Origin of the sequence: Amycolatopsis sp. ATCC 39116 (assembly GCF_000231075.2) — a bacterium.
Taxonomy (GTDB): Bacteria; Actinomycetota; Actinomycetes; order Mycobacteriales; family Pseudonocardiaceae; genus Amycolatopsis_E; species Amycolatopsis_E tucumanensis.
In genome coordinates this window covers 25,109-47,725 of the sequence record NZ_AFWY03000023.1, presented here as the reverse complement: position 1 = coordinate 47,725, position 22,617 = coordinate 25,109, and the positions used below count along the sequence as shown (strand labels likewise).

General features: G+C 72.8%; 19 protein-coding genes and 1 pseudogene. 6 read left to right on the top strand and 14 right to left on the bottom strand.

All coding sequences use genetic code 11. The annotated features are described in order from the left end of the window. Positions 1 to 2: 2 nt before the first annotated feature. Genes folP through glyA form a run of 9 tightly spaced genes read right to left on the bottom strand, consistent with a single transcriptional unit; the run spans position 3 to position 10,986 of the window. On the bottom strand, positions 3 to 842 hold the full coding sequence (gene folP / locus AMY39116_RS0322810; RefSeq protein WP_020419947.1) for a dihydropteroate synthase: 840 nt from the start codon (positions 840 to 842) through the stop codon (positions 3 to 5). A gap of 7 nt (positions 843 to 849) precedes the next feature. Beyond that, the gene (locus AMY39116_RS0322805) at positions 850 to 1,689 is read right to left on the bottom strand and encodes a bifunctional 5,10-methylenetetrahydrofolate dehydrogenase/5,10-methenyltetrahydrofolate cyclohydrolase (protein ID WP_020419946.1); all 840 of its coding nucleotides are present in this window, start codon (positions 1,687 to 1,689) and stop codon (positions 850 to 852) included. Continuing rightward, the gene (locus AMY39116_RS0322800; protein WP_020419945.1) at positions 1,686 to 2,306 is read right to left on the bottom strand and encodes a cyclodeaminase/cyclohydrolase family protein; all 621 of its coding nucleotides are present in this window, start codon (positions 2,304 to 2,306) and stop codon (positions 1,686 to 1,688) included. The genes AMY39116_RS0322805 and AMY39116_RS0322800 overlap by 4 nt, the downstream gene beginning before the upstream one ends. Before the next feature lie 12 nt (positions 2,307 to 2,318). Beyond that, positions 2,319 to 4,784 (bottom strand): FAD-dependent oxidoreductase, encoded by a 2,466-nt coding sequence (locus AMY39116_RS0322795; protein ID WP_020419944.1) that lies wholly within the window; start codon positions 4,782 to 4,784, stop codon positions 2,319 to 2,321. Between the two features lie 20 nt (positions 4,785 to 4,804). Further along, positions 4,805 to 5,392, bottom strand: a complete 588-nt coding sequence (locus AMY39116_RS0322790) for a sarcosine oxidase subunit gamma (RefSeq protein ID WP_020419943.1) — start codon at positions 5,390 to 5,392, stop codon at positions 4,805 to 4,807. Continuing rightward, positions 5,385 to 8,165 (bottom strand): 2Fe-2S iron-sulfur cluster-binding protein, encoded by a 2,781-nt coding sequence (locus AMY39116_RS0322785; protein ID WP_020419942.1) that lies wholly within the window; start codon positions 8,163 to 8,165, stop codon positions 5,385 to 5,387. Before AMY39116_RS0322785 ends, AMY39116_RS0322790 begins: the two co-directional genes overlap by 8 nt. Further along, positions 8,162 to 8,443 carry a sarcosine oxidase subunit delta gene (locus tag AMY39116_RS0322780; RefSeq protein WP_020419941.1) on the bottom strand — a complete coding sequence of 94 codons (282 nt, stop codon included), beginning with the start codon at positions 8,441 to 8,443 and terminating at the stop codon, positions 8,162 to 8,164. Before AMY39116_RS0322780 ends, AMY39116_RS0322785 begins: the two co-directional genes overlap by 4 nt. Positions 8,444 to 8,452: 9 nt before the next feature. Beyond that, positions 8,453 to 9,688: a sarcosine oxidase subunit beta family protein gene (locus AMY39116_RS0322775; protein WP_020419940.1), complete on the bottom strand. Its 1,236-nt coding sequence runs from the start codon at positions 9,686 to 9,688 to the stop codon at positions 8,453 to 8,455. Continuing rightward, entirely contained in the window at positions 9,685 to 10,986 is a 1,302-nt protein-coding gene (glyA, locus tag AMY39116_RS0322770) for a serine hydroxymethyltransferase (RefSeq protein ID WP_020419939.1), read from the bottom strand. The genes AMY39116_RS0322775 and glyA overlap by 4 nt, the downstream gene beginning before the upstream one ends. A gap of 307 nt (positions 10,987 to 11,293) precedes the next feature. On the opposite strand from glyA, the gene AMY39116_RS0322765 reads away from it, so the two are divergent. Then, complete coding sequence (locus AMY39116_RS0322765) at positions 11,294 to 12,451, top strand: aromatic ring-hydroxylating dioxygenase subunit alpha (protein ID WP_020419938.1); 1,158 nt, start codon at positions 11,294 to 11,296, stop codon at positions 12,449 to 12,451. Positions 12,452 to 12,578: 127 nt separating this feature from the next. Then, the gene (locus AMY39116_RS0322760; RefSeq protein WP_020419937.1) at positions 12,579 to 14,228 is read left to right on the top strand and encodes a BCCT family transporter; all 1,650 of its coding nucleotides are present in this window, start codon (positions 12,579 to 12,581) and stop codon (positions 14,226 to 14,228) included. Positions 14,229 to 14,639: 411 nt separating this feature from the next. Here the strand turns inward: AMY39116_RS0322760 and AMY39116_RS0322750 are convergent, their stop codons facing one another. The 3 genes from AMY39116_RS0322750 to AMY39116_RS0322740 are packed head-to-tail and all read right to left on the bottom strand — an operon-like array spanning position 14,640 to position 19,026. Continuing rightward, positions 14,640 to 16,352, bottom strand: a complete 1,713-nt coding sequence (locus tag AMY39116_RS0322750; RefSeq protein ID WP_020419935.1) for an ABC transporter ATP-binding protein — start codon at positions 16,350 to 16,352, stop codon at positions 14,640 to 14,642. After that, positions 16,349 to 18,073 (bottom strand): ABC transporter ATP-binding protein, encoded by a 1,725-nt coding sequence (locus AMY39116_RS0322745; protein WP_020419934.1) that lies wholly within the window; start codon positions 18,071 to 18,073, stop codon positions 16,349 to 16,351. Before AMY39116_RS0322745 ends, AMY39116_RS0322750 begins: the two co-directional genes overlap by 4 nt. After that, a complete protein-coding gene (locus AMY39116_RS0322740; RefSeq protein ID WP_020419933.1) occupies positions 18,070 to 19,026 on the bottom strand; it encodes an alpha/beta hydrolase in 957 nt (318 codons plus the stop codon). Before AMY39116_RS0322740 ends, AMY39116_RS0322745 begins: the two co-directional genes overlap by 4 nt. 69 nt (positions 19,027 to 19,095) lie before the next feature. Between AMY39116_RS0322740 and AMY39116_RS0322735 the strand changes: the two genes are divergently transcribed. Further along, positions 19,096 to 19,644 carry a TetR/AcrR family transcriptional regulator gene (locus AMY39116_RS0322735; RefSeq protein ID WP_020419932.1) on the top strand — a complete coding sequence of 183 codons (549 nt, stop codon included), beginning with the start codon at positions 19,096 to 19,098 and terminating at the stop codon, positions 19,642 to 19,644. Positions 19,645 to 19,754: 110 nt separating this feature from the next. Here AMY39116_RS0322735 and AMY39116_RS0322730 read toward each other — a convergent pair whose 3' ends face one another. Then, entirely contained in the window at positions 19,755 to 20,405 is a 651-nt protein-coding gene (locus AMY39116_RS0322730) for a cutinase family protein (RefSeq protein ID WP_020419931.1), read from the bottom strand. Positions 20,406 to 20,602: 197 nt separating this feature from the next. Here AMY39116_RS0322730 and AMY39116_RS0322725 point away from each other — a divergent pair, with 197 nt between their 5' ends. Next, complete coding sequence (locus AMY39116_RS0322725; RefSeq protein ID WP_020419930.1) at positions 20,603 to 21,322, top strand: glycosyltransferase family A protein; 720 nt, start codon at positions 20,603 to 20,605, stop codon at positions 21,320 to 21,322. Here AMY39116_RS0322725 and AMY39116_RS47895 read toward each other — a convergent pair. After that, positions 21,319 to 21,453 (bottom strand): hypothetical protein, encoded by a 135-nt coding sequence (locus tag AMY39116_RS47895; RefSeq protein WP_020419929.1) that lies wholly within the window; start codon positions 21,451 to 21,453, stop codon positions 21,319 to 21,321. The genes AMY39116_RS0322725 and AMY39116_RS47895 overlap by 4 nt on opposite strands. 234 nt (positions 21,454 to 21,687) lie before the next feature. Between AMY39116_RS47895 and AMY39116_RS43435 the strand changes: the two genes are divergently transcribed. Both AMY39116_RS43435 and AMY39116_RS48165 read left to right on the top strand, forming a co-directional pair. Continuing rightward, entirely contained in the window at positions 21,688 to 22,047 is a 360-nt protein-coding gene (locus AMY39116_RS43435) for a hypothetical protein (RefSeq protein WP_020419928.1), read from the top strand. Further along, positions 22,038 to 22,283 (top strand): annotated as a pseudogene (locus AMY39116_RS48165) (FAD-dependent oxidoreductase); the annotation flags it as partial. The gene AMY39116_RS43435 and the pseudogene AMY39116_RS48165, both read left to right, overlap by 10 nt. Between the last annotated feature and the right edge of the window lie 334 nt (positions 22,284 to 22,617).

Sequence of the window (22,617 nt, the reverse complement as noted above, 5' to 3'; positions counted from 1 at the left end):
GTTCACGGCAGCGCCTCCAGGACCGCGAGGCCGTCGCGCGTGGCGGCGACGTCGTGCACCCGCACGATCTTCGCGCCGCGCTGCGCGGCCAGGACCGCGGCGGTCACGGACGCAACCGTGCGCTGCCCGACCGGACGGCCGGTGAGCCGGCCGAGCATCGCCTTGCGGGACAGGCCCACCATGAGCGGCACCCCGAGCGCGCGGAACTCCGGCAGCGCGCCGAGCAGGGCCAGGTTGTGCTCCAGCGTCTTGCCGAAGCCGAACCCGGGATCGGCGATCAGGTGCTCCGCCGGGATGCCGGCCGCCAGGCAGGTCTCGATGCGGGCGCGCAGGAAGTCCCGCACCTCGGCGACCACGTCGGTGTAGCGCGGATCGCGCTGCATCAGGTGCGGGGGCCGGAGCATGTGGGTCAGGCACACCGGCACCCCGAGCTCGGCCGCGGCCCGCAGGGCGCCGGGGTGCCGCAGCGCGCGCACGTCGTTGATCATCGCGGCCCCGGCGTCCACCGCGGCACGCATCACCTCGGGGCGGGACGTGTCGACCGAGATCGGCACGTCCACCACGCGGGCCAGCCGGGCGATCACCGGCACCACCCGGTCCAGCTCCTCGTCCAGGGTGGGCGGACGGGCGCCGGGCCGGGTGGACTCGCCGCCCACGTCGAGCAGGTCGGCTCCCTCGGCCGCCAGCCGTTGCCCGTGCTCGACCGCGGCCGCGTGGGAGTGGAAGAGACCGCCGTCGGAGAACGAATCCGGCGTCACGTTGACGATGCCGCAGACCAGGGTGGGTGGCTGGGTCAGCAGCTCCGGCACCGGTGTCCGGACGGCGAGGGGGTTCCCGGTCATGACTGTCCTAACGGGACGCGGCGGTGATGGTGTGCCGGAGCAGCAGCGCGGTGGTCACCGGCCCGACCCCGCCCGGCACGGGTGTCAGCGCCGCGACCCGGCCGGACAGCGACCGCGCGTCGGCGTCACCGGCGAGGCCGCCGTCCGGGGTGGGGTTGGTGCCCACGTCGACGACCACCGCGTGCGGGGCGGCATGCTCGGCGGTGATCAGCCCGGCCCGGCCCACGGCCACCACGAGGACGTCGGCCTCCCGGGTGGACGCGGCGAGGTCCGCGGTGTGGCGGTGGCAGATCGTCACGGTCGCGTCCCTGGCCAGCAGCAGCTGCGCCGCGGGCTTGCCGACCACCGTGGAGCGCCCGACCACCACGGCGCGGCGCCCGGCCAGGGGCACCTCGTAGTGGTCGAGCAGCGCCAGCACCGCCGCGGCCGTCGCCGGCGGGTGCGCGGGCAGGCCGGCGGTGAGACGGCCGAGCGACACCGGGTTGGCGCCGTCCACGTCCTTGGCCGGGTCGATCGCGGTGGCCAGCTCCTCCAGCCGGGCGGCGCCGGGCAGCGGGGTCTGCAGGATGATCCCGTGCACCGCCGGATCGGCGCTCAGCCGCTCCAGCTCGGCGGTGATCCCGGCCCGGGTGGCGGCCGCGCCGAGGTCCACGACGTCGCACAGCACACCGCTGCGTGCCGCGGTCTTCGCGATCGAGCGCACGTACCAGGCGCTGGACTCGTCGTCGGTGGCGACCACGACGGCCAGGCGGGGGTGCACGCCCCGCTCGGACAGGGCCGCGGCGTCAGCCGAGACCTCGTCCCGGATCTGCCTGCCCAGCTCGGTTCCACTGAGGACGGCGGTCATCGCGTGATCTGCTTCCGCACGGCGGTGGTCACGTCGTCGGCGCGGGCGATCGCCTGGTCCACGGTGGCGATCGCCGCGGTCAGCTCGTCGCGGGCCGGGCCCTCGCCGATGCCGGACAGGTTGATCTCGACGTTCACCCTGGCCGTGGACAACGCCGCCCGCGCCGCGTCGGCCGCCGCGGCGACGTCGCTGATCACGTTGCGGTTGCCGATCGGCTGAAGCCGTTCGGTGAGGTTGACGATCTGCTTGGCGACCGCGATGACGCGGGCCGGAACCCGGCCGGCCTCCACCAGTGCCACGCCGATCGCCCGCGACCGGGCCACCTTCTCGCGCTCGGTGGATTTCGGGAGGGCGTAGGCGCGGGTGACGGCCTGGAACGCGGCGGCGTCCTTCTCGGCCAGCGCCAGCGCGAGGGCGCGCAGGTCGTCGGCGTTGGCCCGGATCTGCGTGATCGCGTCGGCGTCCTGCCGGTACTTCTCGCCGTCGCTGTACCGGGCCACCATCGCGACCAGCGCCGCGCCCTGGGCGGCGTGCAGCGCGGCGGTGGCGCCGCCGCCCGGGGCGGGCACCCGGGCGGCGAGCGCGTCGAGGAACGCTTCGAGGGTCAGTGTGCGCATCGGTGTCCGTCCTCAGCGCCGGATGCGCAGCATCTCGGGGTCGACCAGGGGTTCGGCGGCCACGGTGGCGCGCACCCGGCGGCCGAAGTAGCCGATCTCGACCGGCGTGCCCGGGGTCGCGGCGGCGGGCAGCCACGCGTAGGCGATCGGCACGCCCAGGGTGTGCGCGAACGCGGCCGAGGTGACGTACCCGGCGGGCTCGCCGTCGAGGAACACCGGCTCGGAGCCGAGTACCACGCTGCGGCCGTCGTCGATCGTCAGGCAGGACAGCCGGCGTGTCACCGTCTCGTCGGTGACCTCGGCGATCGCGTCCCGGCCGACGAAGTCGCCCTTCTGCTTGCGCACCGCGAACCCGAGCCCGGCCTCGTACGGGTTGTGCTCGGTGGTCATGTCCGTGCCCCACGACCGGTAGCCCTTCTCCAGCCGCAGGCTGTTGAACGCGGCGCGGCCCGCGGCCACCACCCCGAGCGGGCGGCCTGCCTCGAACAGGACGTCCCACAACCGCTGCCCGTACTCGGCGCTGGTGTAGATCTCCCAGCCGAGTTCGCCCACATAGGACAGTCGCATCGCGGTGACCGGGATCCCCGCGATGTGCGCGGGCATGCAGCGGAAGTACTTCAGCGCCTCGTGCGAGAAGTCGTCCCGGCTCAGCGGCTGGACCAGGTCGCGGGCCAGCGGACCCCACACGCCGATGCAGCACGTGCCGCCGGTGATGTCGCGGACCTGCACGTCCCCGCCCGCCTCGGACCGGAAGTAGGCCAGGTCCAGGTTGCCGTTCGCGCCGACCTGGAAGCGGTCCTCGCCCAGCCGGGCCACCGTCAGGTCGCTGCGGATCCCGCCGGCCTCGTCCAGCGCGAGCGTGTAGGTGACCGAGCCGACCGACTTGTCCATCTTGCCGGTGGTGAGCCGGTCCAGGAACGCCAGCGCGCCCGGCCCGGACACCTCCAGGCGCTTGAGCGGGGTCATGTCGTAGAGGGCGACCGCGGTGCGGGTCTTCCACGCCTCGGCCGCGGCGATCGGGGAGTGGAACATCGCCGACCACGCGTCCCGCGACGGCGGCTGCCACTCCGGCGGCAGGTCCTTGACCAGGTGCGCGTTCGACTCGTACCAGTGCGGCCGCTCCCAGCCGTGCGCCTCCAGGAAGAACGCGCCGAGCTCCTTCTGCCGCGCGTGGAACGGGCTGACGCGCAGGTCCCGCGGTGACAGCTTCGGCTGCAGCGGGTGCACCACGTCGTAGATCTCCACGAAGTTGCGCTGCGCGGTCTCGTCGACGTAGGCCTCGGTGGTCTCGATCTCGTCGAACCGGTGCACGTCGCAGCCGTGCAGGGCGATCTCGCTGCGGCCGTCGACCAGCAGCTGCGCGACCGAGCGCGCCACGCCGGAGGAGTGCGTCACCCAGACCGCCTCGGCGATCCAGAACCCGGCGACGTCGGGAGACTCACCGATCAGCGGGCCGCCGTCCGGGGTGAACGAGAAGATCCCGTTGAACCCGGTCTCGATCTTCGCCGACCGCAGCGACGGCAGCAGCTGCCTGCTGTGCTCCCAGGAGGGCGCGAAGTCCTCCTCGGTGAACGGCAGCATCGACGGCATCGCCGCCTCGGTGAGGTCGTCGTCGGAGACCTCGGGCAGGTCGGACAGGCGCACCGGCATCGGGCGGTGCGCGTAGGAGCCGATGCCGAGGCAGTCGACGTGCTCGCGGTAGTACAGGTCGCGGTCCTGGTGACGCAGGATCGGCAGCCCGGCCTCGGTCAGCTCGTCGTTGCGCCCCACCAGGTCCGCGACCTGGCCGGTGCGCACGTACTGGTGCGCCAGCGGCAGCAGCGGCACCCGCATGCCGACCATCTCGCCGATCGCCTGGCCCCAGAACCCGGCGCAGGACACCACGATGTCGGCGGGGAAGTCGCCGGCCGTGGTCCGCACGCCGGTGACCCGTCCGCCGGTGTGGGAGATGCCGGTGACCCGGACGCTGCCGTGGAACTCGGCGCCGCGAGATTCGGCGCGGCGCCGCAGGGCCACCACGGCGCGCGCGGCCTTGGCGAGCCCGTCGGTCGGGGTGTGGAACCCGCCGAGGACCTGCTCGGGGTCGAGCAGCGGGTGCAGCCGCACGCACTCCTCGGAGTCGACCACCTCGCCGGGCACGCCCCACGAGGTGGCCCAGCCCTGCTTGCGGTGCAGGTCGGCCAGGCGCTCCGGGGTGGTGGCGACCTCCAGGCCGCCGACCTGGTTGAAGCACCAGGCGCCGTCCACGTCGAGGCTCTTCAGCTTGTTGACGGTGTAGGTGGCGAACTCGGTCATCGTCTTCGACGGGTTCGTCTGGTACACCAGGCCCGGCGCGTGCGAGGTCGAGCCGCCGGTCAGCGGGAGCGGACCCTGGTCGAGGACCGTGATCCGGGTCCACCCGCGCTCGGTCAGCTCGTCGGCCAGGTTCGCGCCGACGATGCCGGCGCCGATGATGACAACCCGGGGTGTGGTGCTCATCGTGGTCTCCTGTCTGTGGTCTACGAGGTGGCCCCGGCGGGCTGGAACTCCAGCGCCGCGTCGAGGAGCCAGTCGGCGAGGTATCCGGCGAACGAGGGCCGCACGAACACGCGGAAGTCCTCGCCCGCGCCGAGCGCGAGCAGCAGCACCGGGGCCTGCCCGAGTGTCGTCTGCGCGGCGCTTCCGGCGGGGAACGCCAGCGGGTGCAGGTCGAGCGAGCAGCCGGTGGCCAGGACGTCCCGCGCGTGCCGTCCGCTGACGCGGATTCCGGTGCGCTGCGCGGAAACGTCGGTGGCGGCCCCGCCGCGCGGCCGCACCACGGCGCCCAGCCGCGCCTCCAGCTCGTGCCCTTGCCCGGCGGTGCTGGTGACCAGCCACTCGTCCGGGCCGAGCCAGACGATCTGCCCGTCGGCGGCGTAGACCCAGGTGTTGGGCTCGGTGGGCAGCGGGGTGCCGAGCACGTCGGCCGGTGGCGCGACGCGCAGGTCGACCGCGGCCACCGGCGGCTCGGCCTCCAGGTTCAGGCCGGTCGCGTTGCGCGAGGCGGCGGCCAGCGACGGGATCCACTGCTGCAGCGGATGCGTGGGGTAGAGGCGCGGGTCAGCCATCGCGGCGTGCTCCTTCCGGGTCGACCAGCACGATTCCGCCGATCTCGGCGGGCACCAGGGCGCCGTCGACCGGGACGTGGACGGTGTCGCCGATGCGCGCCTGCCCGCCCTTGACCAGGGCCAGCGCGAACGGGCGGCCCAGCTCGGCGCTGTGGTAGCTGGAGGTGACGTGGCCGAGCATCGGCACCGGCGGCGGGGGCAGGGTGCCGTCCGGGCGGAACTCCACGACCTGGGAGCCCTCCGGCAGCTTGGTCCGCGCGTCGCCGGGCAGGAGCGACACCAGCTGCTTGCGCAGCGGGTTGGTGTTCTCCGGGCGGGTGAACGAGCGCTTGCCGACGAAGTCCCGCTTCTTCTTCGACACCGCCCAGCCCAGGCCGAGGTCGTGCGGGCTGACGGTGCCGTCGGTGTCCTGCCCGACGATCGGGTAGCCCTTCTCCGCGCGCAGCACGTGCATGGTTTCCGTGCCGTACGGGGTGATGTTCCAGCGCGCGCCGGCCGAGAGCAGGCGCAGCCACATCGCCCTGGCGTACCAGGAGTTCACGTTGACCTCGAACGCCAGCTCACCGGAGAACGAGATGCGGGCGATGCGCACCGGGACGCCGTCGACCTCGGTGTCCTGCCAGGACATGAACGGGAACGCCTCGTTGGACACGTCCAGGTGCGGGAACGCCGCGGCGATCACGTCGCGCGAGCGCGGCCCGACGACCGGGAACACCGACCACTGCTCGGTCACCGACGTCAGGTGCACGCGCAGGTCCGGCCACTCGGTCTGCAGCCACTCCTCCATCCAGTCCAGCACGCGCGCCGCGCCGCCGGTGGTGGTGACGACCAGGAACCGGTCCTCGGCCAGCCGCAGCACCGTGCCGTCGTCGAACACCATGCCGTCGTTGCCGCACATGACGCCGTAGCGCACGCGCCCGACCTTCAGCGTGCTCATCATGTTGGTGTAGAGCCGGTCGAGCAGCTCGGCGGCGTCCGGGCCCTGCACGTCGATCTTGCCCAGGGTGGAGCCGTCCAGGATGCCGACCCCGCCGCGGACCGCGGCGCACTCGCGCAGCACGGCGGCGTCCATGTTCTCGTGCGGCGCCGGGTAGTAGCGGGCCCGCTTCCACTGCCCGACGTCCTCGAACACCGCCCCCGCCGCGACGTGCCAGCTGTGCAGCGAGGTGATCCGCTCGGGGTCGAACAGCTTCCCGCGCTCCCGCCCGGCCAGCGCGGCGAACGCCACCGGGGTGTAGGGCGGGCGGAACGTCGTGGTGCCGGTGTCCTCGACCGGTTTGCCCAGCAGCTCGGCGACGATGCCGGAGGCGATCACCCCGGACGTCTTGCCCTGGTCGTGTGCGGTGCCGATGGTGGTGTAGCGCTTGATGTGCTCGACCGACCGCAGCCCGGCGCCGACCGCGCGCTCGATGTCGGCGACCGTGGCGTCGCGCTGGATGTCCACGAACTGGCGGGCCGGGTCGCCTTCGGTGCGCCACAGCACCAGCGGCGGCGTGGTCTCCGGCTCCGCGGGCGTGGCTGGTGCGTCGTCCCCGGCGCCGTCGCGCAGGCACCCGGCGAGGTCGAACGTGCCGTTCGCGGCGCCGATCACCGACACCCCGGGGATCGGCTCGGCCGGGCGGAACGCGCCCAGCGCCGGGTCGTACCGCAACGCGCCGCGGACGTGGCTGAACAGGTGCGCGGCGGGGTTCCAGCCCCCGGAGGTCAGCAGCAGGTCGCACGGCAGCGACTCGGCCTTGCCCGCGGTGACCGTGTCCACGCCGGTGATCCGGAGCTCGCCGGTGGTGCCGACGACGGCGCTGCCCGGCCGCACGGCGATCGACCGTTCCCGGCACAGCGCGGCCCAGTGCTCCGGCGCGCTCGGGCGAGCGTCGAGGACGATGACCCGCGCCCCGGCGTGCTCCAGGTCGAGCGCGGCGGCGTAGGCGGAGTCGTTGGTGGTGAACACGACGACCTCGCGTCCGGCGAGCACCCCGTAGCGGTGCAGGTAGTCACGCGCCGCGGAGGCGAGCATGATGCCCGGCCGGTCGTTGTCGGCGAACACCACCGGCCGCTCGTGCGCGCCGGTCGCGACCACGACGTGCCGCGCGCGGATCCGGTGCACCCGCTGGCGCGAGAGGTTGCGCGGCGCGGCGGTGCCGAGGTGGTCGGTGCGCCGCTCCAGCGCCAGCACGAACCCGTCGTCGTACTGCCCGAACGCCGTGGTGCGCTGCAGGTGCAGCACCTCCGGGGCGGCGGCCAGCTCGGCCACCACCTCGGCGACGAACTCGCGCGACGGCCGCCCGTCGATCACCTCGGTGCCGGTCAGCGAGCCACCCGCGTCGGCCCGGTCGTCGACGAGCACGACCCGCTCCCCGCGCCGTGCGGCGGATCGCGCGGCGAGCAACCCGGCCGGGCCCGCCCCGACGACGAGCGTGTCGCAGTGCGTGTGCTTGCGGTCGTAGCGGGCGGTGTCGGCCACCTCCGCGAGCCGGCCCTGCCCGGCAAGCCCGCGCGCGACGAGCCCGTCGGTCAGCTCGACGGTCGCGGCGAGCAGCATCGGCTCCGGGAACGGCTCCTCGATCTGCACCAGCCCGGTCGGGTCCTCAACCCACGCCGCGCCGATGCCGCGCGGACGGCCGAACTTCACGCTCGTGCCCACCGCGTGCACGCCGTGGGCGAGCAGCGCCGAGGCCAGCGTGTCGCCCGGGTGGCCGGTGTAGGTAACCCCGTCGAAGGTGAACCCGACGGTGCCGGTGCGGTCGATCCGGCCGTAACCCTTGATGCGGCTCATGACGCCACCTCCGGTGCGGACTGGCCCATCGGGTACACGGCCAGGAACTCGTAGGTCCGGGTGTCGCGGACCGCGTTGAACCAGCGACGGCAGCCGGCCGCGTGGCTCCAGCGTTCGGCGAACGGGCCCTTGGGGTTGTCGCGGAAGAAGACGAAGTGCGTCCACTCCTCGTCGGACAACGCGGCGGGGTCGTCCGGGTAGGCGAGGTGGGCCTGGCCGCCGTAGTGGAACTCCACTTCCTCGCGCGGCCCGCACCACGGGCAGGTGATGAGTTGCATGCGTGGCTCCTAGTGGGCGACGGCGGCGGCGCCGTGCTCGTCGACGAGCGCGCCGGTGACGAAGCGGTCCAGGCCGAACGGCTCGACGTACGGGTGCGGCTCGCCGTTGGCGATCGTGTCGGCCAGGCACCAGCCCAGGCCCGGGGTGGCCTTGAACCCGCCGGTGCCCCAGCCGCAGTTGAGGTAGACGTTGTCGTAGGGCGTGCGGCCGACGATCGGCGAGGCGTCCGGCGTGACGTCCACGATCCCCGCCCAGCTGCGCAGCAGGTGCGCCCGCGCGAACACGGGGAACAGCTCCACCGCGGCCGCCATCTGCCGCTCGATGATGTGGAAGGCGCCGCGCTGGCCGTACCCGTTGTAGGAGTCCACTCCGGCGCCCATCACCAGTTCGCCCTTGTGCGCCTGGGACACGTAGACGTGCACGGCGTTGGACATCACGATCGTCGGGTGCACCGGCTCCAGCAGCTCCGACACCAAGGCCTGCAGCGGGTGCGACTGCAGCGGCGCCCGCACGCCCAGCTGGTCCAGCAGCACCGAGGTGTGCCCGGCCGCGCACAGCGCGACGGTGCCGCAGGCGATGTCGCCGCGGCTGGTCCGCACCCCGGTCACCCGGTCACCGTCCACAGTGAACCCGGTGACTTCGCAGTCCTGGATCAGGTCGATCCCGGCCTCGTCGGCCCGGCGGGCGAAACCCCAGGCGACGTAGTCGTGCTTGGCGATGCCGGCGCGCGGCTGGTACGTCGCGCCCAGCACCGGGTACCGGATGTCGCCGGAGACGTTGACGATCGGGCAGACCTTGGCGACCTCGTCGGGGGAGAGCCACTCGGCGTCGATGCCGTTGAGCTTGTTGGCCTCCACGCGCCGCACGCTGTCGCGCACGTCCTGCTCGGTGTGCGCCAGGTTCAGCACGCCGCGCTGGGAGAACAGGATCGGGTAGCCCAGGTCGTCTTCGAGGCCCTCCCACAGCTTCAGGGCGTGCTCGTAGATCGCCGCGGAGGCGTCCCACAGGTAGTTGGAGCGGATCAGCGTGGTGTTGCGGGCCATGTTCCCGCCGGCCAGCCAGCCGCGCTCCAGGACCGCGACGTTGGTGATGCCGTGGTTGCGCGCCAGGTAGTGCGCGGTGGCCAGGCCGTGCCCGCCGCCGCCGACGATCACGACGTCGTAGCCGCGCTTCGGTTCCGGGTTGCGCCACAGGAAGTCCGGGTGGTCGGGCAGGTGCGCGCCGGGGGGCTGGGGGGTGGTCATGCCGTCAGCTCCGGGTAGAGGGGGTGGCGGGCGGTGAGGTCGGCGACGCGGGCGGAGAGCTTGTCCAGGTCGGCGGCGGAGGCGTCCGGGCGCAGGGCCAGCGCGGCGATGTCGGCGACCTCGGCGAAGTCGTCGGGGCCGAACCCGCGCGCGGCCAGCGCGGGCGTGCCGAACCGCAGGCCGGAGCTGATCATCGGCGGGCGCGGGTCGAACGGGACGGCGTTGCGGTTGACCGTGATCCCGACCTCGTGCAGCCGGTCCTCGGCCTGCTTTCCGTCCAATTCGGACTCCCGCAGGTCGGCCAGCACCAGGTGCACGTCGGTGCCGCCGGTCAGCACCCCGATCCCGGTCTCGCGCAGGAACCGGTCGGCGAGGATCTTCGCGCCCTGCAGGGTGCGTTCCTGGCGCTCGCGGAACTCCGGCTCGGCGGCCAGCTTGAACGCCACGGCCTTGCCCGCGATGACGTGCTCCAGCGGCCCGCCCTGCTGACCGGGGAACACGCTGCTGTTGAGCTTCTTCGCCAGCGACCGCTCGGCCAGGATCACGCCGCCGCGCGGCCCGCCGAGCGTCTTGTGCGTGGTCGAGGTGACGACGTGCGCGTGCGGCACGGGGGAGGGGTGCAGGCCCGCCGCGACCAGGCCGGCGAAGTGCGCCATGTCGACCATCAGGTACGCGCCGACCTCGTCGGCGATCCGGCGGAACGCGGCGAAGTCCAGGTGCCGCGGGTAGGCCGACCAGCCTGCGACGATCAGCTTCGGCCTGCGCTCCCTGGCCAGCCGCTCGACCTCGTCCATGTCGACGCGGTGGTCCTCGGCGCTCACGTGGTAGGCCGCCACGTCGTAGAGGCGGCCGGAGAAGTTGAGCTTCATCCCGTGCGTCAGGTGCCCGCCGTGCGCGAGGTCCAGGCCGAGGATCGTGTCGCCGGGCTCCAGCAGCGCGGCCATGGCGGCGGCGTTGGCCTGTGCGCCGGAGTGCGGCTGCACGTTGGCGTACTCCGCGCCGAAGAGCGCCTTGAGCCGGTCGATGGCCAGGGTCTCGATCTCGTCGACGTGTTCGCAGCCCCCGTAGTAGCGGCGGCCGGCGTAGCCCTCGGCGTACTTGTTGGTCAGCACCGACCCCTGCGCCTGCATCACCGCCAGCGGCGCGAAGTTCTCGCTCGCGATCATCTCCAGGGTGTCGCGCTGGCGGCCGAGCTCGCGGCCGATCGCCGCGTGCACCTCCGGATCGGTTTGGAGCAGGGAACGCCCGAGCACGCGCTGGGGGCTGAGTGCGCCAGCGCGGCCGATGGCCACCGACATGCTGCCTCCCGGTCTCATACCTCTGTTCGCCGACTGATATATCAACTGGCCGCCACGCTACGGCTCGGCGTCCGGCGGGGTCAAGAGCCGATTCCGGCGAACCTTTGTTACTCGTGAGTCCCTTGTGCCGCAGGGATTCGGCCCCTCGTGTTGCCGTCAGGAAAACTCCGCGCCATCCCCGGTTCAGGTCTTGACAGACGCGGCGCGGAGGCCGCACTGTGGTCCGCGTCGCAGTTGCACATCACGCAGGTGTTGCGGAAGAAGCAACAACCAGTCCCCGGTCACTCACACCACCACGGAGCGTTCGTTGACCGAGAACACCACCACCGCGCCGTCCACCGACCAGCCCGGGCTCCCGTCGAGCCTGATCCCCACACTCGGCGGGATCACCTACACCGACGAGACGATCTTCGCGCTGGAGCAGGAGAAGATCTTCGAGCAGATGTGGTTCTGCGCGGTCCGCAGCGCGGACCTGCCGCAACCCGGAAACTTCCGCACCGTGCAGATCGGCCGCGAGAGCGTGCTGGTGACCCGGTCGCGCGACGGCGCCCTGCGGGCCTTCCTCAACATCTGCCGCCACCGCGGCGCGCGCCTGTGCGTGGAAGAGAGCGGCACGGTCAAGCGGAACTTCCAGTGCCCCTACCACGCGTGGACCTACAGCCTGGACGGCAAGCTCGTCGCGGCGCCGAACCTGACCTCGATGCCGGACATCGACCGCACCGAGTACGGCCTCAAGCCGGTGCACCTGCGGGAGTGGCTCGGCTACGCGTGGCTGTGTCTGGCCGAGGAGCCGCCGTCCTTCGAAGAGACGGTGCAGGCGGACGTGGCGGGCCGGCTCGGGCAGCTCGACGCGATCGGCAACTACGGCATCGACGAGCTGGCCCTGGGCAGGCGGATCACCTACGACGTCAAGGCCAACTGGAAGCTCATCATCGAGAACTTCATGGAGTGCTACCACTGCGCGACGATCCACCCCGAGCTGACCGAGGTGCTGCCGGAGTTCGCCGACGGCTACGCCGCGCAGTACTACGTGGGCCACGGCGCGGAGTTCGGCGAGGACGTCAGCGGGTTCACCGTGGACGGCAGCGCCGGGTTCGACCGGCTCGGCGGGGTGGACGAGCACCAGGACCGCCGCTACTACGCGATCACCGTGCGGCCGCAGGTGTTCGTCAACCTCGTGCCCGACCACGTGATCATCCACCGGATGTTCCCGATGGCGGTCGACCGCACGATCGTCGAATGCGACTGGCTCTACGCCCGCGAAGTGGTGGATTCCGGCCGCGACGTGTCACACTCGGTCGAGCTGTTCCACCGCGTGAACCAGCAGGACTTCGACGCCTGCGAGCGCTGCCAGCCCGCGATGTCCTCGCGCGCCTACGCCCGCGGCGGGGTCCTGGTGCCGTCCGAACACCACATCGGCGAATTCCACCAGTGGGTCGAGCGGACACTGGCCGGCGGGCGGTGACGCGGTGACCATCTCGCAGAGCGCAGGGGGGCAGCCGGACAACCAACTCGAGCAAGAGGCGGTGAGCGTCGTGCCCAGTACGGAAGCAACGACCCGGAAACCCGCGGAACCCAGAGCGCGCGGCGGGATGGATCGCGTGGTGTTCGTCGTCGCGGCGGTGGTCGCGGCGGCGTTCCTCGCCTGGGGCGTGTTCGCCACCGACAACCTCTCCAGCGTGTCCGCGGGGGTGCTGGACTGGCTGATCCGGAACACCGGCTGGGCGTTCCTGCTGGCCGCGACGGGGTTCGTCCTGTTCGCGATCTGGCTGGCGTTCAGCCGGTACGGCAAGATCCCGCTCGGCCACGACGGCGAGCGGCCGGAGTTCCGCACGGTGTCGTGGATCGCGATGATGTTCAGCGCCGGCATGGGCATCGGGCTCATGTTCTACGGGGTCGCCGAACCGTTGTCGCACTTCGTGGAGCCGCCGCCGGGCACGGTCGCGGGCAGCACCGACGCGGCGGTGGAGACCGCGATGGCGACGTCGCTGTTCCACTGGGCCATCCACCCGTGGTCGATGTACGCGGTGGTCGGGCTCGCCATCGCCTACGGCACCTTCCGGCGCGGCCGCAAACAACTGATCAGCTCGGCGTTCGCGCCGCTGTTCGGTGAGCGGGTGAGCGAGGGGCCGCTGGGCAGGCTCATCGACATCCTGGCGATCTTCGCGACGCTGTTCGGGTCCGCCGCGTCGCTCGGGCTGGGCGCGTTGCAGATCGGCAGCGGGCTCGTGCAGCGGGGCTGGCTGTCGGACAACCCGGGCACCGGCCTGCTCATCGGCGTGATCGCGGTGCTGACGGTGGCGTTCGTCGCCTCCGCGGTGTCCGGGGTGGCGAAGGGCATCCAGTGGCTGTCCAACATCAACATGGTGCTGGCCGCCGTGCTCGCGGTGTTCGTGTTCGTGGTCGGGCCGACGATCTTCATCCTCAACCTGGTGCCCTCCACGATCGGCGACTACTTCCGCGAGATGGGCGAGATGATCTCGCGGTCGGGCGCCTCCGGCGGCGAGAACATGGAGAGCTGGCTGTCCTCGTGGACGATCTTCTACTGGGCGTGGTGGATCTCGTGGACGCCGTTCGTGGGCATGTTCATCGCGCGGATCAGCCGCGGCCGCACGATCAAGCAGTTCGTGGTCGGCGTGATCCTCGTTCCGTCCGTGGTGAGCCTGGTGTGGTTCAGCATCATGGGCGGTACGGCGATCACGCTCCAGCGGAGTGGGACGGATCTGGCGAGCGCGGGCAGCGCGCAGTCGCAGATGTTCGGGGTGCTCGACCAGTTCCCGCTGGCCGCCGTGGCGAGCGTGCTGGTGATGGTGCTGGTGGCGATCTTCTTCGTCTCCGGCGCGGACGCCGCGTCGCTGGTGATGGGGTCGATGTCGCAACGCGGCGCGATCGAGCCGAAGCGCTGGCTGGTGGTGTTCTGGGGCGTGGCGACCGGGGGCGTGGCCGCGGTGATGCTGCTGGTCGGCGGAGGTGGCGACGAGGCGCTCACCGGGCTGCAGAACCTGACGATCATCGCGGCGGCGCCGTTCGCGCTGGTGATGGTGGTGCTGTGCGTGGCGCTCGCGAAGGACCTCCGCAGCGACCCGATGATCCGGCGAGAGGAGAAGAGCGCGGAGATCGTGGAGCAGGCGGTGCTGACCGGAAACCGCCACTACGACGGCGACTTCTGCCTGCAGGTGGCCCCCACGAGCGAAGGGCTGCCCGAGAGCAACGGCCAAGCACCGGCGAAGAAGGTGGAGTGAGGACCGGGCGCCGGGCGAGTTGCGTCCGAGGTCGCCACGGGCACTGCGGAACGAGAACTCGGTGCGATCCGGAAGGGGACGCTGATCCGCCGGGCCGGTGGCGCCGGCACCACCGATGAGAACATCGAACCAACGGGCCGTGGGCGGCATCCGATCCAGTTGTACCTCCATGGTGGCGGGTTCAGCAGCGGCCGCGCCGCCTCGCCATCGCCGGCGACTCGGCGGGCGCCGACCTCGGCGCCCGCCGTTGCCGCGGAACGCCTTGCGGCCCGCCTGGGGGATGTGTCGACAGAGCACGTGCTCACCACCGTGGACGGGTTGCCGCACGCTTTCCTCACGGCCGAGCGGTGCCATCCCTCCGTTCGGGCTGTGATACACGAGATGATCGACTTCCTGGTCGACCGCGTCTGATCAGTCGTTCGTCGGCTCCAGGGACAGCTGCCAGAACCGCGCGTACCGGCCGCCGCGGGACAGGAGCTCCTCGTGCGTGCCCTGCTCGGTGATCCGGCCGTTGTCCAGGAAGACGATGTGGTCGGCGCTCCGGACGGTGCGCAGCCGGTGCGCCACCATCACCACCGTGCGGCCCGCCATCAACCGCTCGATTCCCTCGTGCACCGCGGATTCGTTCGCCGGGTCCAGCGCCGACGTCACTTCGTCCAGCAGCACCACCGGAGCGTCCTTCAGCAGCGCCCTGGCGATCGACACGCGCTGGCGTTCGCCGCCGGAGAGCAGGGCTCCGCCTTCGCCGACGGTGGCCGACCAGCCGCCGGGCAGGCGGTCGATCACCTCGTCCAGCCGGGCCGACGTCGCCGCGGCGCGGACCTCCGCGTGGGTCGCGCCGGGGCGGCCGAGCCGCACGTTCTCCTCGATCGTGCCGTCGAACAGGTACACGTCCTGGAACACGACGGCGATCCGCGACATCAGATCCGCCGCCGCCATCGCCCGCACGTCCACGCCGCCGATCCGCACCGCGCCGGCGTCCACGTCGTAGAACCGCGCGATCAGCTGCAGCAGCGTGCTCTTCCCGGCACCGGACGGGCCGACCACCGCGAGCCGCTGACCCTCCGGAATGGACAGTGACACGCCGTCGACCACCGTGCGGTCGCCGTGCCGGAAGGTGACCCCGTCGAACTCCAGGTCGTGCCGCGCCGGCGTCACCGGGTCGGCCGGTTCCGGCAGCGGCTCGGTGCGCAACACCGCGTCGAGCCTGGCCAGCTCCGCACGGGCGCCACGCAGCTTGCCCCCGGTCTCGGCCAGCGACAGCAACGGATCCGCGCACCGGGCCGCCAGCACGAGGATCGACAACACCTCCGCCGCCCCGACGCCCGCGCCGAGCGCGAGGGCCGCGCCCAGCACCAGCAGCGCGGTGAACACCGCCTGCACCACGAGCGTCAGGCCGACCGCGCCCGGCAGCGCCGACAACGTGGCCCGCCGCGACGCCCGCTGCACGTTGCGCAGCGAGTCGTCCAGCAGCCGGAACCGTTCGGCGGTCCGGCCGCCCGCCCGCAACACCGGCTGCGCCTGGAGGAACTCGATCACCCGCGCCGTGGCCTGCTGGTCGCGCTCGTGGCGTTCGGCGTCCGCGGCCGCCGTGGCCCGTCCCGCCCACACCTGGACCGCCACCACCAGCGGCGCGGCCGCCAGCGCGGCCAGCCCCAGCCGCCAGTCGAAGGCGATCATCACCACGACGATCGTCAGCGGTGTCACACAAGCCGAGACGAACGGCGCCAGCAGGTGCGCGATGACGCTCATCGCCTGCAGCACGCCACGGCTGGCCAGCACGGACACCTCGCCGACCCGCCCGGCGCTGTACCAGCCCAGCGGCAGCCGGGCCAGGTGGTCGCCGAGCCGGTGGTACATCCCGCGCAACAACGTGGTGCCCACGCGAAAACCGGACAGATCGCTGGCGTACCGCAGCACCCCGTACACCACTACCGCGGCGCCGAACGCGATCAGCCACGGCCACACCTCGCCGGGGGAGGGGCCGAACAGCGCCCGCAGCACCGGCACCAGCAGGGCGTAGGACAGGCCCTCGGCGACCGCGGTGGCGGTCATCAGAGCGACGGTGCGCCGGACCGGCCGGGCGTGTTCGTGGCCGAGCACGCGCAGCAGCGTGGTGATCATCGTGGTTCCTCTCCCCGGGCGCGCCAGAACGCGGCGAACTTCCCGTTGCCGGCGAGCAGTTCGGCGGGACGGCCGCGTTCGGCGATCGACCCGTTCTCGAGCAGGACGACGGTGTCGGCGTCGGCGACGGTCTCCAGCCGGTGGGCGATGACCAGGATCGTCCGGTCGCCCGTCAGCGTGGCCAGCGCCCCGCGCACCGCGTGTTCGGTCTGCGGGTCGGCGAAGGCGGTGGCCTCGTCCAGCACCAGGACGGGCGCGTCGGCGAGCAGCGCGCGGGCGATCGCGATCCGCTGCGCCTCCCCGCCGGACAGGCTCGCCTCCTCGCCGAGCACGGTCTCGTACCCGCGCGGCAGTTCGAGGATCCGGTCGTGGATGTTCGCCAGGCGAGCGGCACGGACGACGTCCTCGTGCGCGGCCCCCGGCACCGCCAGCGCGATGTTGTCCGCGACCGAGGCGCGCAGCAACGACGTCTCCTGGAAGACGAACGACACCGTCCGGCAGAGCCGGTCGCTGCCGATCTCCCGCAGGTCGACGCCGCCGAGCGTGACCGAACCGGCTTCGGGGTCGAAGAACCGCGGCAGCAACTGGACCAAAGTGGACTTCCCGCTGCCGGACGGCCCGACGAGCGCGGTGACCGTGCCCGGTTCGAGCACCAGGTCGACGCCGCGCAGCACCTCGTGCCCCTCGGTGTACCCGAAGCGGACGCCACGCAGCTCGATGCGGTGCCCGTCGGGCTCGGCCGGGTGCGCGGGCTCGGGCAGCGGCGGCACCGCCAGCACCTCGCGGATCCGGCCGACCGCGCGACCGGCGGCCTGCAGGTCGTCGAAGCCGTGCCCGAGGGCCGCCACCGGGGCGGTCAGGCCGAGGCCGAGCAGCACGAAGGGCAGCAGGTCGGCCGGGGCGAGGCTGCCGGACGTGATCAGGGCGGCCCCGCCGATCAACACGACCACCAGCACGAACGGCGGTGACAACGCCAGCTGCATCCCGGGCGCGATGCCGGACATGCCGCGCACCCAGCGGAGGAAGGTGCCGACGAAGTCGTCGGTGGCGGTGCGGAACCTCCGGTGCGCACGCTCGGACCCGCCGAACGCCTTGACCACCGCGATGCCGCGCACGAACTCGACGACGGAGCTCGCGATCCGGCCCATGGCCGCGTCGAACTCCTGCTGCTCGCGCTGCCGGGCGGCGGTCATCATCAGCGGGACCAGCGCTATCGCCAGCACCACGGGCACCAGCGTGATCAGGGTGAGCCGCCAGTCGATCGTCACCAGGTAGGCCAGCGACACCAGCGGCACGACGAACGCGGAGACCAGCTCGCCCGGGGTGTGGGCGATGACCGGGTGCACGGCGCTGACGTCGTCGCCGACCACCTTGGCCAGCTCGCCGGTGCGGCGGCGGGCGAACCAGCCGATCGGCACGCGGCCCAGCCGCTCGGCCAGCAGGCGGCGGAAGGACAGCTGCACCCGGTCGTCCAGGACGTGCCCCACTCCGGCCGACGCGGCGGTGAACAGCATCCGGACGAGCAGGCCGGCCGCGCCCAGCGCGACGACCGTCCACACGCGACTCTCGCCGGCCGGTTCCGGGGACAGCAGCGTGCGGCCCAGTTCGACGACCGCGAGCAGCGGCGCCAGGCCGGCGACCGCGCCGATCACCTGCAGCACCACCACGGCAGCGAAACCTCCGGCGTGCGGCCGCAGCAGGCGTCCGAGGCTTTCCGTCATCGCGTCTCCAGTGCCGCCACGAGATGCCCGGCGAGGAAGGCGGTGATCTCCGCGCGGGCGGGCTTCGCCTGGGGGACAAGGCCGGGCATGCTGAGGAACGCGTGTGGCGCCCCGCGGTGTGCGGCGAGTTCGGCGGGGGTGCCGGCGTGGCGCAGCCGCTCGGCGTACCGGCGGCCGTGGTCGGCGAGCGGGTCGAGCGTGGGCACCACGACGAGCGCCGGGGCCAGCCCGCCGAGGTCGTCCGCCCGCAGCGGCGACAGCGGGAGCGGATCCGTCCCGGGTGGTGCGGCCAGGCGGTGGAACAGCCGCATCTGCTCGATCGTCAGCATCGGGCTCTGCGCGTGCTCGCTCATCGAGGGGTGGTCGTAGGCGGTCTCGGTCAGGTCGAGCGCCGGGTTGACCAGCACCTGGGCGCGCAGCCGCAGGCCGGTGTCGCGGGCGCGGATCGCGGACAGCGCGGCGATCAGCCCGCCGGTGCTCTCGCCGAACACCGCGATGCGCGCCGGGTCGCCCCAGGTTCCGGCTTGCTGGAGCACGTCCCAGGCGTCCTCGGCGGCCGCGGTCAGCGGGGTGCCCGGGGCGAGGAGGCGGTGCTCGACCGAGACGACGACGGCCGGCAGGCGGGCGGCGAGGTGGCTGTTGACCCAGTCGCACTGCACGGCCGTGCCGGTGAAGCCGCCGCCGTGCACGTGAATCACGACCGGCAGGTTCTCGCCGTGCCGCGGCCGGTGGACGCGGACCCGGATGGTGCGGCCGGGGGCTGTCACGTCCTGCCACTCGATCGTCGCGCCGCGGTCCGGGCGCCCGGTGATCAGCCGCGCCAGCCGGGAGGTGCGCTTGCGGTTGGTGCGCTCGCTGAAGGCGGCCAGTTCCGCGTCGGTCATCGCGGCCCAGTCCGGCTCCTTGGCGAGCGCGTGCAGCAGCCGGATGCCCGGCGGTGGTCGGTCGGCCATGTCCCCTCCTCGGATTACGCTACTGGCGGTAGCGATACCGATGGTAGCGGAATTGGCTAGGGTGTCGCCATGAGCTCCGCCAAATCGCCCGGCCGCCCCCGCGCCGGCATCGACGCCGAGGTCTTCGCCGCGACGCTGCGAACGGTCCACGAACTGGGCTACGCGGGCGCGACGATGGACCGCATCGCGGCGGCGGCGGGCGTCGCGAAGACGACGATCTACCGCCGGTGGCCGTCGAAGGGCGCGTTGATCACGGACTGCCTGGTGCACGCGTTCGGCCCGGTGCCCCTGGAGGGCGAGGGCCGGCAGGAGGTGCTGACCCGCGCGGTGCACTGGGCCGCGGCGAAGATCGCCGAGCCCGGGGTCGGCGCGGCGTTCGCAGGGGTGTTCGTGGACGCGGTGAACGACCCGGCGCTGCGCGAGGTCCTGACGACGCGGTTGCAGGACCCGTACCGCGTGGTGCTGCAGGACGCGCTGGGGGAGCCGGAGAACCGGGTGCTGCTGTTCATCGACGTGGTGGTCGGCACGCTGCTGCACCGGATGGGCATCACGGGCGGCCCCATGGCGGAGGCGGATGTGGCCGCGCTGGCGGAGATGGTGGTGCACCAGTTCCGCTGACGCGGGCGGGCTGCGCCCCTTCGCCACGCTCAGCGCCCCTGTCGGATACAACCGTTGACGTGCGGCGGCCCCGGGCCGATCCACCCAGGCCCGGGGTCACCGACTGGCGATCAGGGGATGTAGACCCCGTTGAACCACTGCCCGCTCGCGTCGTCGGAGTAGGCGTCCACGTTGAAGTTGTAGTTGCCGTGCCTGCCTTCCCACAGGTAGCCGGGCAGGCCGGACGCCGCGTTGGCGTCGCAGATGATGTCGTCCGTGCAGAGCGTCAGGGTCGGGATGTCGCCGAAGAAGTCGTCCGCTCCGGCGAGCGGCGCTCCGACCACCGGGGCGACCAGCGGGTGCGCCGCGGCGCCCGCGTTGCCCGGGCCCGCCGCCCGCTTCGGGTCGGCGATCAGCACGGCGTTCACGTCGTCGATGGTCGGCCAGTTCTCGGTCACCCAGGTGTGCACGACGGCCGCGCCGAGCGAGAACCCGACGGCCTTCACGTGCTGCCCGGGGCAGACGTTGCGCTGGTCGCGGATCAGCCGGTTCAGCTCGTTGACGCCCTGCCGCGCGTTGATGCCGACCGGGATCGCCGGGTAGCCGACGCGCTGGCTGATGTTGCCCTGCCAGTACGGGTCGTCGGAGTCGTTGTCGCCGGTCCCCCCGACGACGATGGTGTAGGTCCCCTCGCACGGGGCGGCCTGCGCGGCGGGCGAGGCCACCAGGTACGCCGTCGCCGCGACCGCCAGTCCGGTCAGCAGTGCCGCGATCTTCTTCATCGATCCCTCCCGGTTCGTGTGGACGAAATCCCGGCGAACGGTAGGGGCGGGCGATGAAAGACCGGTGAAACCGCGTTTCACCGGTCACCCACCCATGCGGCCGGGTCCCCGGATGCCGTGACCCGCACCGGGTCGTGAACTGGTTTGATGGTGACGGACATCGTCTCGATCTGGGGGATCCGTTGCCGAAGGTCAGTGTGATCACGGCTGTCCACGACGGGGGACACCACTTCCTGCGGGAGGCCTACACCTCGCTGTGCGACCAGGAACTGCCGCCCGGCTGGGAGTGGGAGTGGTGCCTGCAGGAGGACGGCGACAGCGGCGTGGTGGACTGCCTGCCGCCCGATGAGCGCGTCTTGCCGGGTTCCGGGCTGCCCGGCCGTGCCGCGGTCGCGCGCACGATGGCGCTGGCGCGGGCGACCGGCTCGGTGGTGCGCACGCTGGACGCCGACGACGTGCTGCTGCCCGGCGCGCTGGCCAGGGACATCGAGGCGCTGGGCCGGGTGGCGTGGTGCACCTCGGCGTGCGTCGACCTGCTGCCGGACGGCTCGACGCGGCCCGGACCCTGCGACCCGCCGCCCGGGCCGGTCCCGCCGGGCCGGTTCTACGCCGAACAGCTCGACGACCGGTTGTCCGTGCAGGCCAACACGTTCGCGGCGCACACGGACCTGGTGCGCGCACTGGGCGGCTGGCCGGCGCTGACCGGCGCGGAGACCGTCGGGCTGCTGCTGGCGGCCGAGGCGGTGGCGTCGGGGGAGTTCATCGCCGAGCCGAGCGTGCTCTACCGCAAGCACGACGCCCAGACCACGGCCGCCGACCGGTACTGGGACAAGGCCGAATCCGCCGCGCGCCTGGAAAGCGTCCTGGCCCGCGCCGACGCGCTGCGCCGCTCGGGCTGGCACTGGCAGTCCGGTTAGGACGGTCTGCTGAGCCACGTCCCGACCTGGCCCAGCACGTCGCCTTCGTAGTCGGTGCCGACCAGGCGGCCCAGGTCGGCCACCGACACCCGCCGCAGCGCGGCCCGCCACGCCTTGTCCGCCTCGAACACACCGAGTGGACCAGCCCCGCGCGGGACAACGACTGCAGCTGCTTCGCCAGGTACGTCCCGGACACCCCGTGCGCCTCGGCCAGGCGCGAGTGCCCCATGAAGATCGCGGTGATCGGCACCGGCCTCATCGGCTCCTAGGTTGTCGACCGGGCCGTCGCCGCGGGCCACGACGCTGCCGGGCACTCGCTGGCCCCCGGCGTCGACCTGCTCACCGGGGAGGGGCTCGACCAGGCGGTGCGCCTGCCGTCCACGCCGATCCAGCCGATCAGCTCTGCCGAGGTCGCCGCCGCGGTCGCCGAGGCCGCGACCGAAGCCCCACTGGGCGGCGCCCGCGAGGTCGGCTGCCCCGAGGTCGTCCCGCCCGACGAACTGGGCCGCATCACGCTCGCCGCGACCGGCGACGGCCGCCGGGTGGTCACCGACGAGACGGCAGGCCTGTTCGCCGCGGTCAAGGGCGACGTGCTCACCGGCGGCCGTCCCGCCACCACCCGCTACCGCGACTGGCTCCAGTCCCGCTGGCGTGATCCGCGGCACCAGGGCCGCTCCGGTCGTCACAACCCGGCCTCGAGCAGCGCGGCGCGCGCGTGCACCTGAACACCCAGGTCACCTCGGCGGCCGGCGGGCACGTCGTGTTGTCCAGCGGCGAGGAGTTCGACTCGGAGCTGATCGTGTGGACCGCGGGCGACGGCGCGAACCCGGTCACCGGCAGGCGCACCGACCTGCCGGGGGACGAGCGCGGGCTGATCGTCGTGCGGCCGGACCTGCGGGCCGGGACGGAGGCGGCGCCGGTGCCGGACGCGTGGGCGGCCGGCGACGCCGCCGCGGTGCCGGCCTCGGCCGTGCCGGGCGCCCGGACGGTGCCCAACGCGCAGCACGCGTACCGGCAGGGCAAACTCCTGGCGCGCGACATCATCGCCACGCTGCGCGGCCGCGCCGAAGCCGTACGTGCACCACAGCCTCGGCGCGATCGCCACGCTCGGCCTCGGCCGCGGCATCTTCCAGTACCGGCGGATCGTCGTCACCGGGCTGCCGGCCTGGCTCATGCACCGCGGCTACCACGTGCCGGCCGTGCCCAGCTGGGAACGCAAGGTGCGGGTGCTGGCGGTCTGGCTGACCGCGGCGCTGTTCGGGCGGGACATCCTTTCGCCGGCGTCGGTGCAGCAC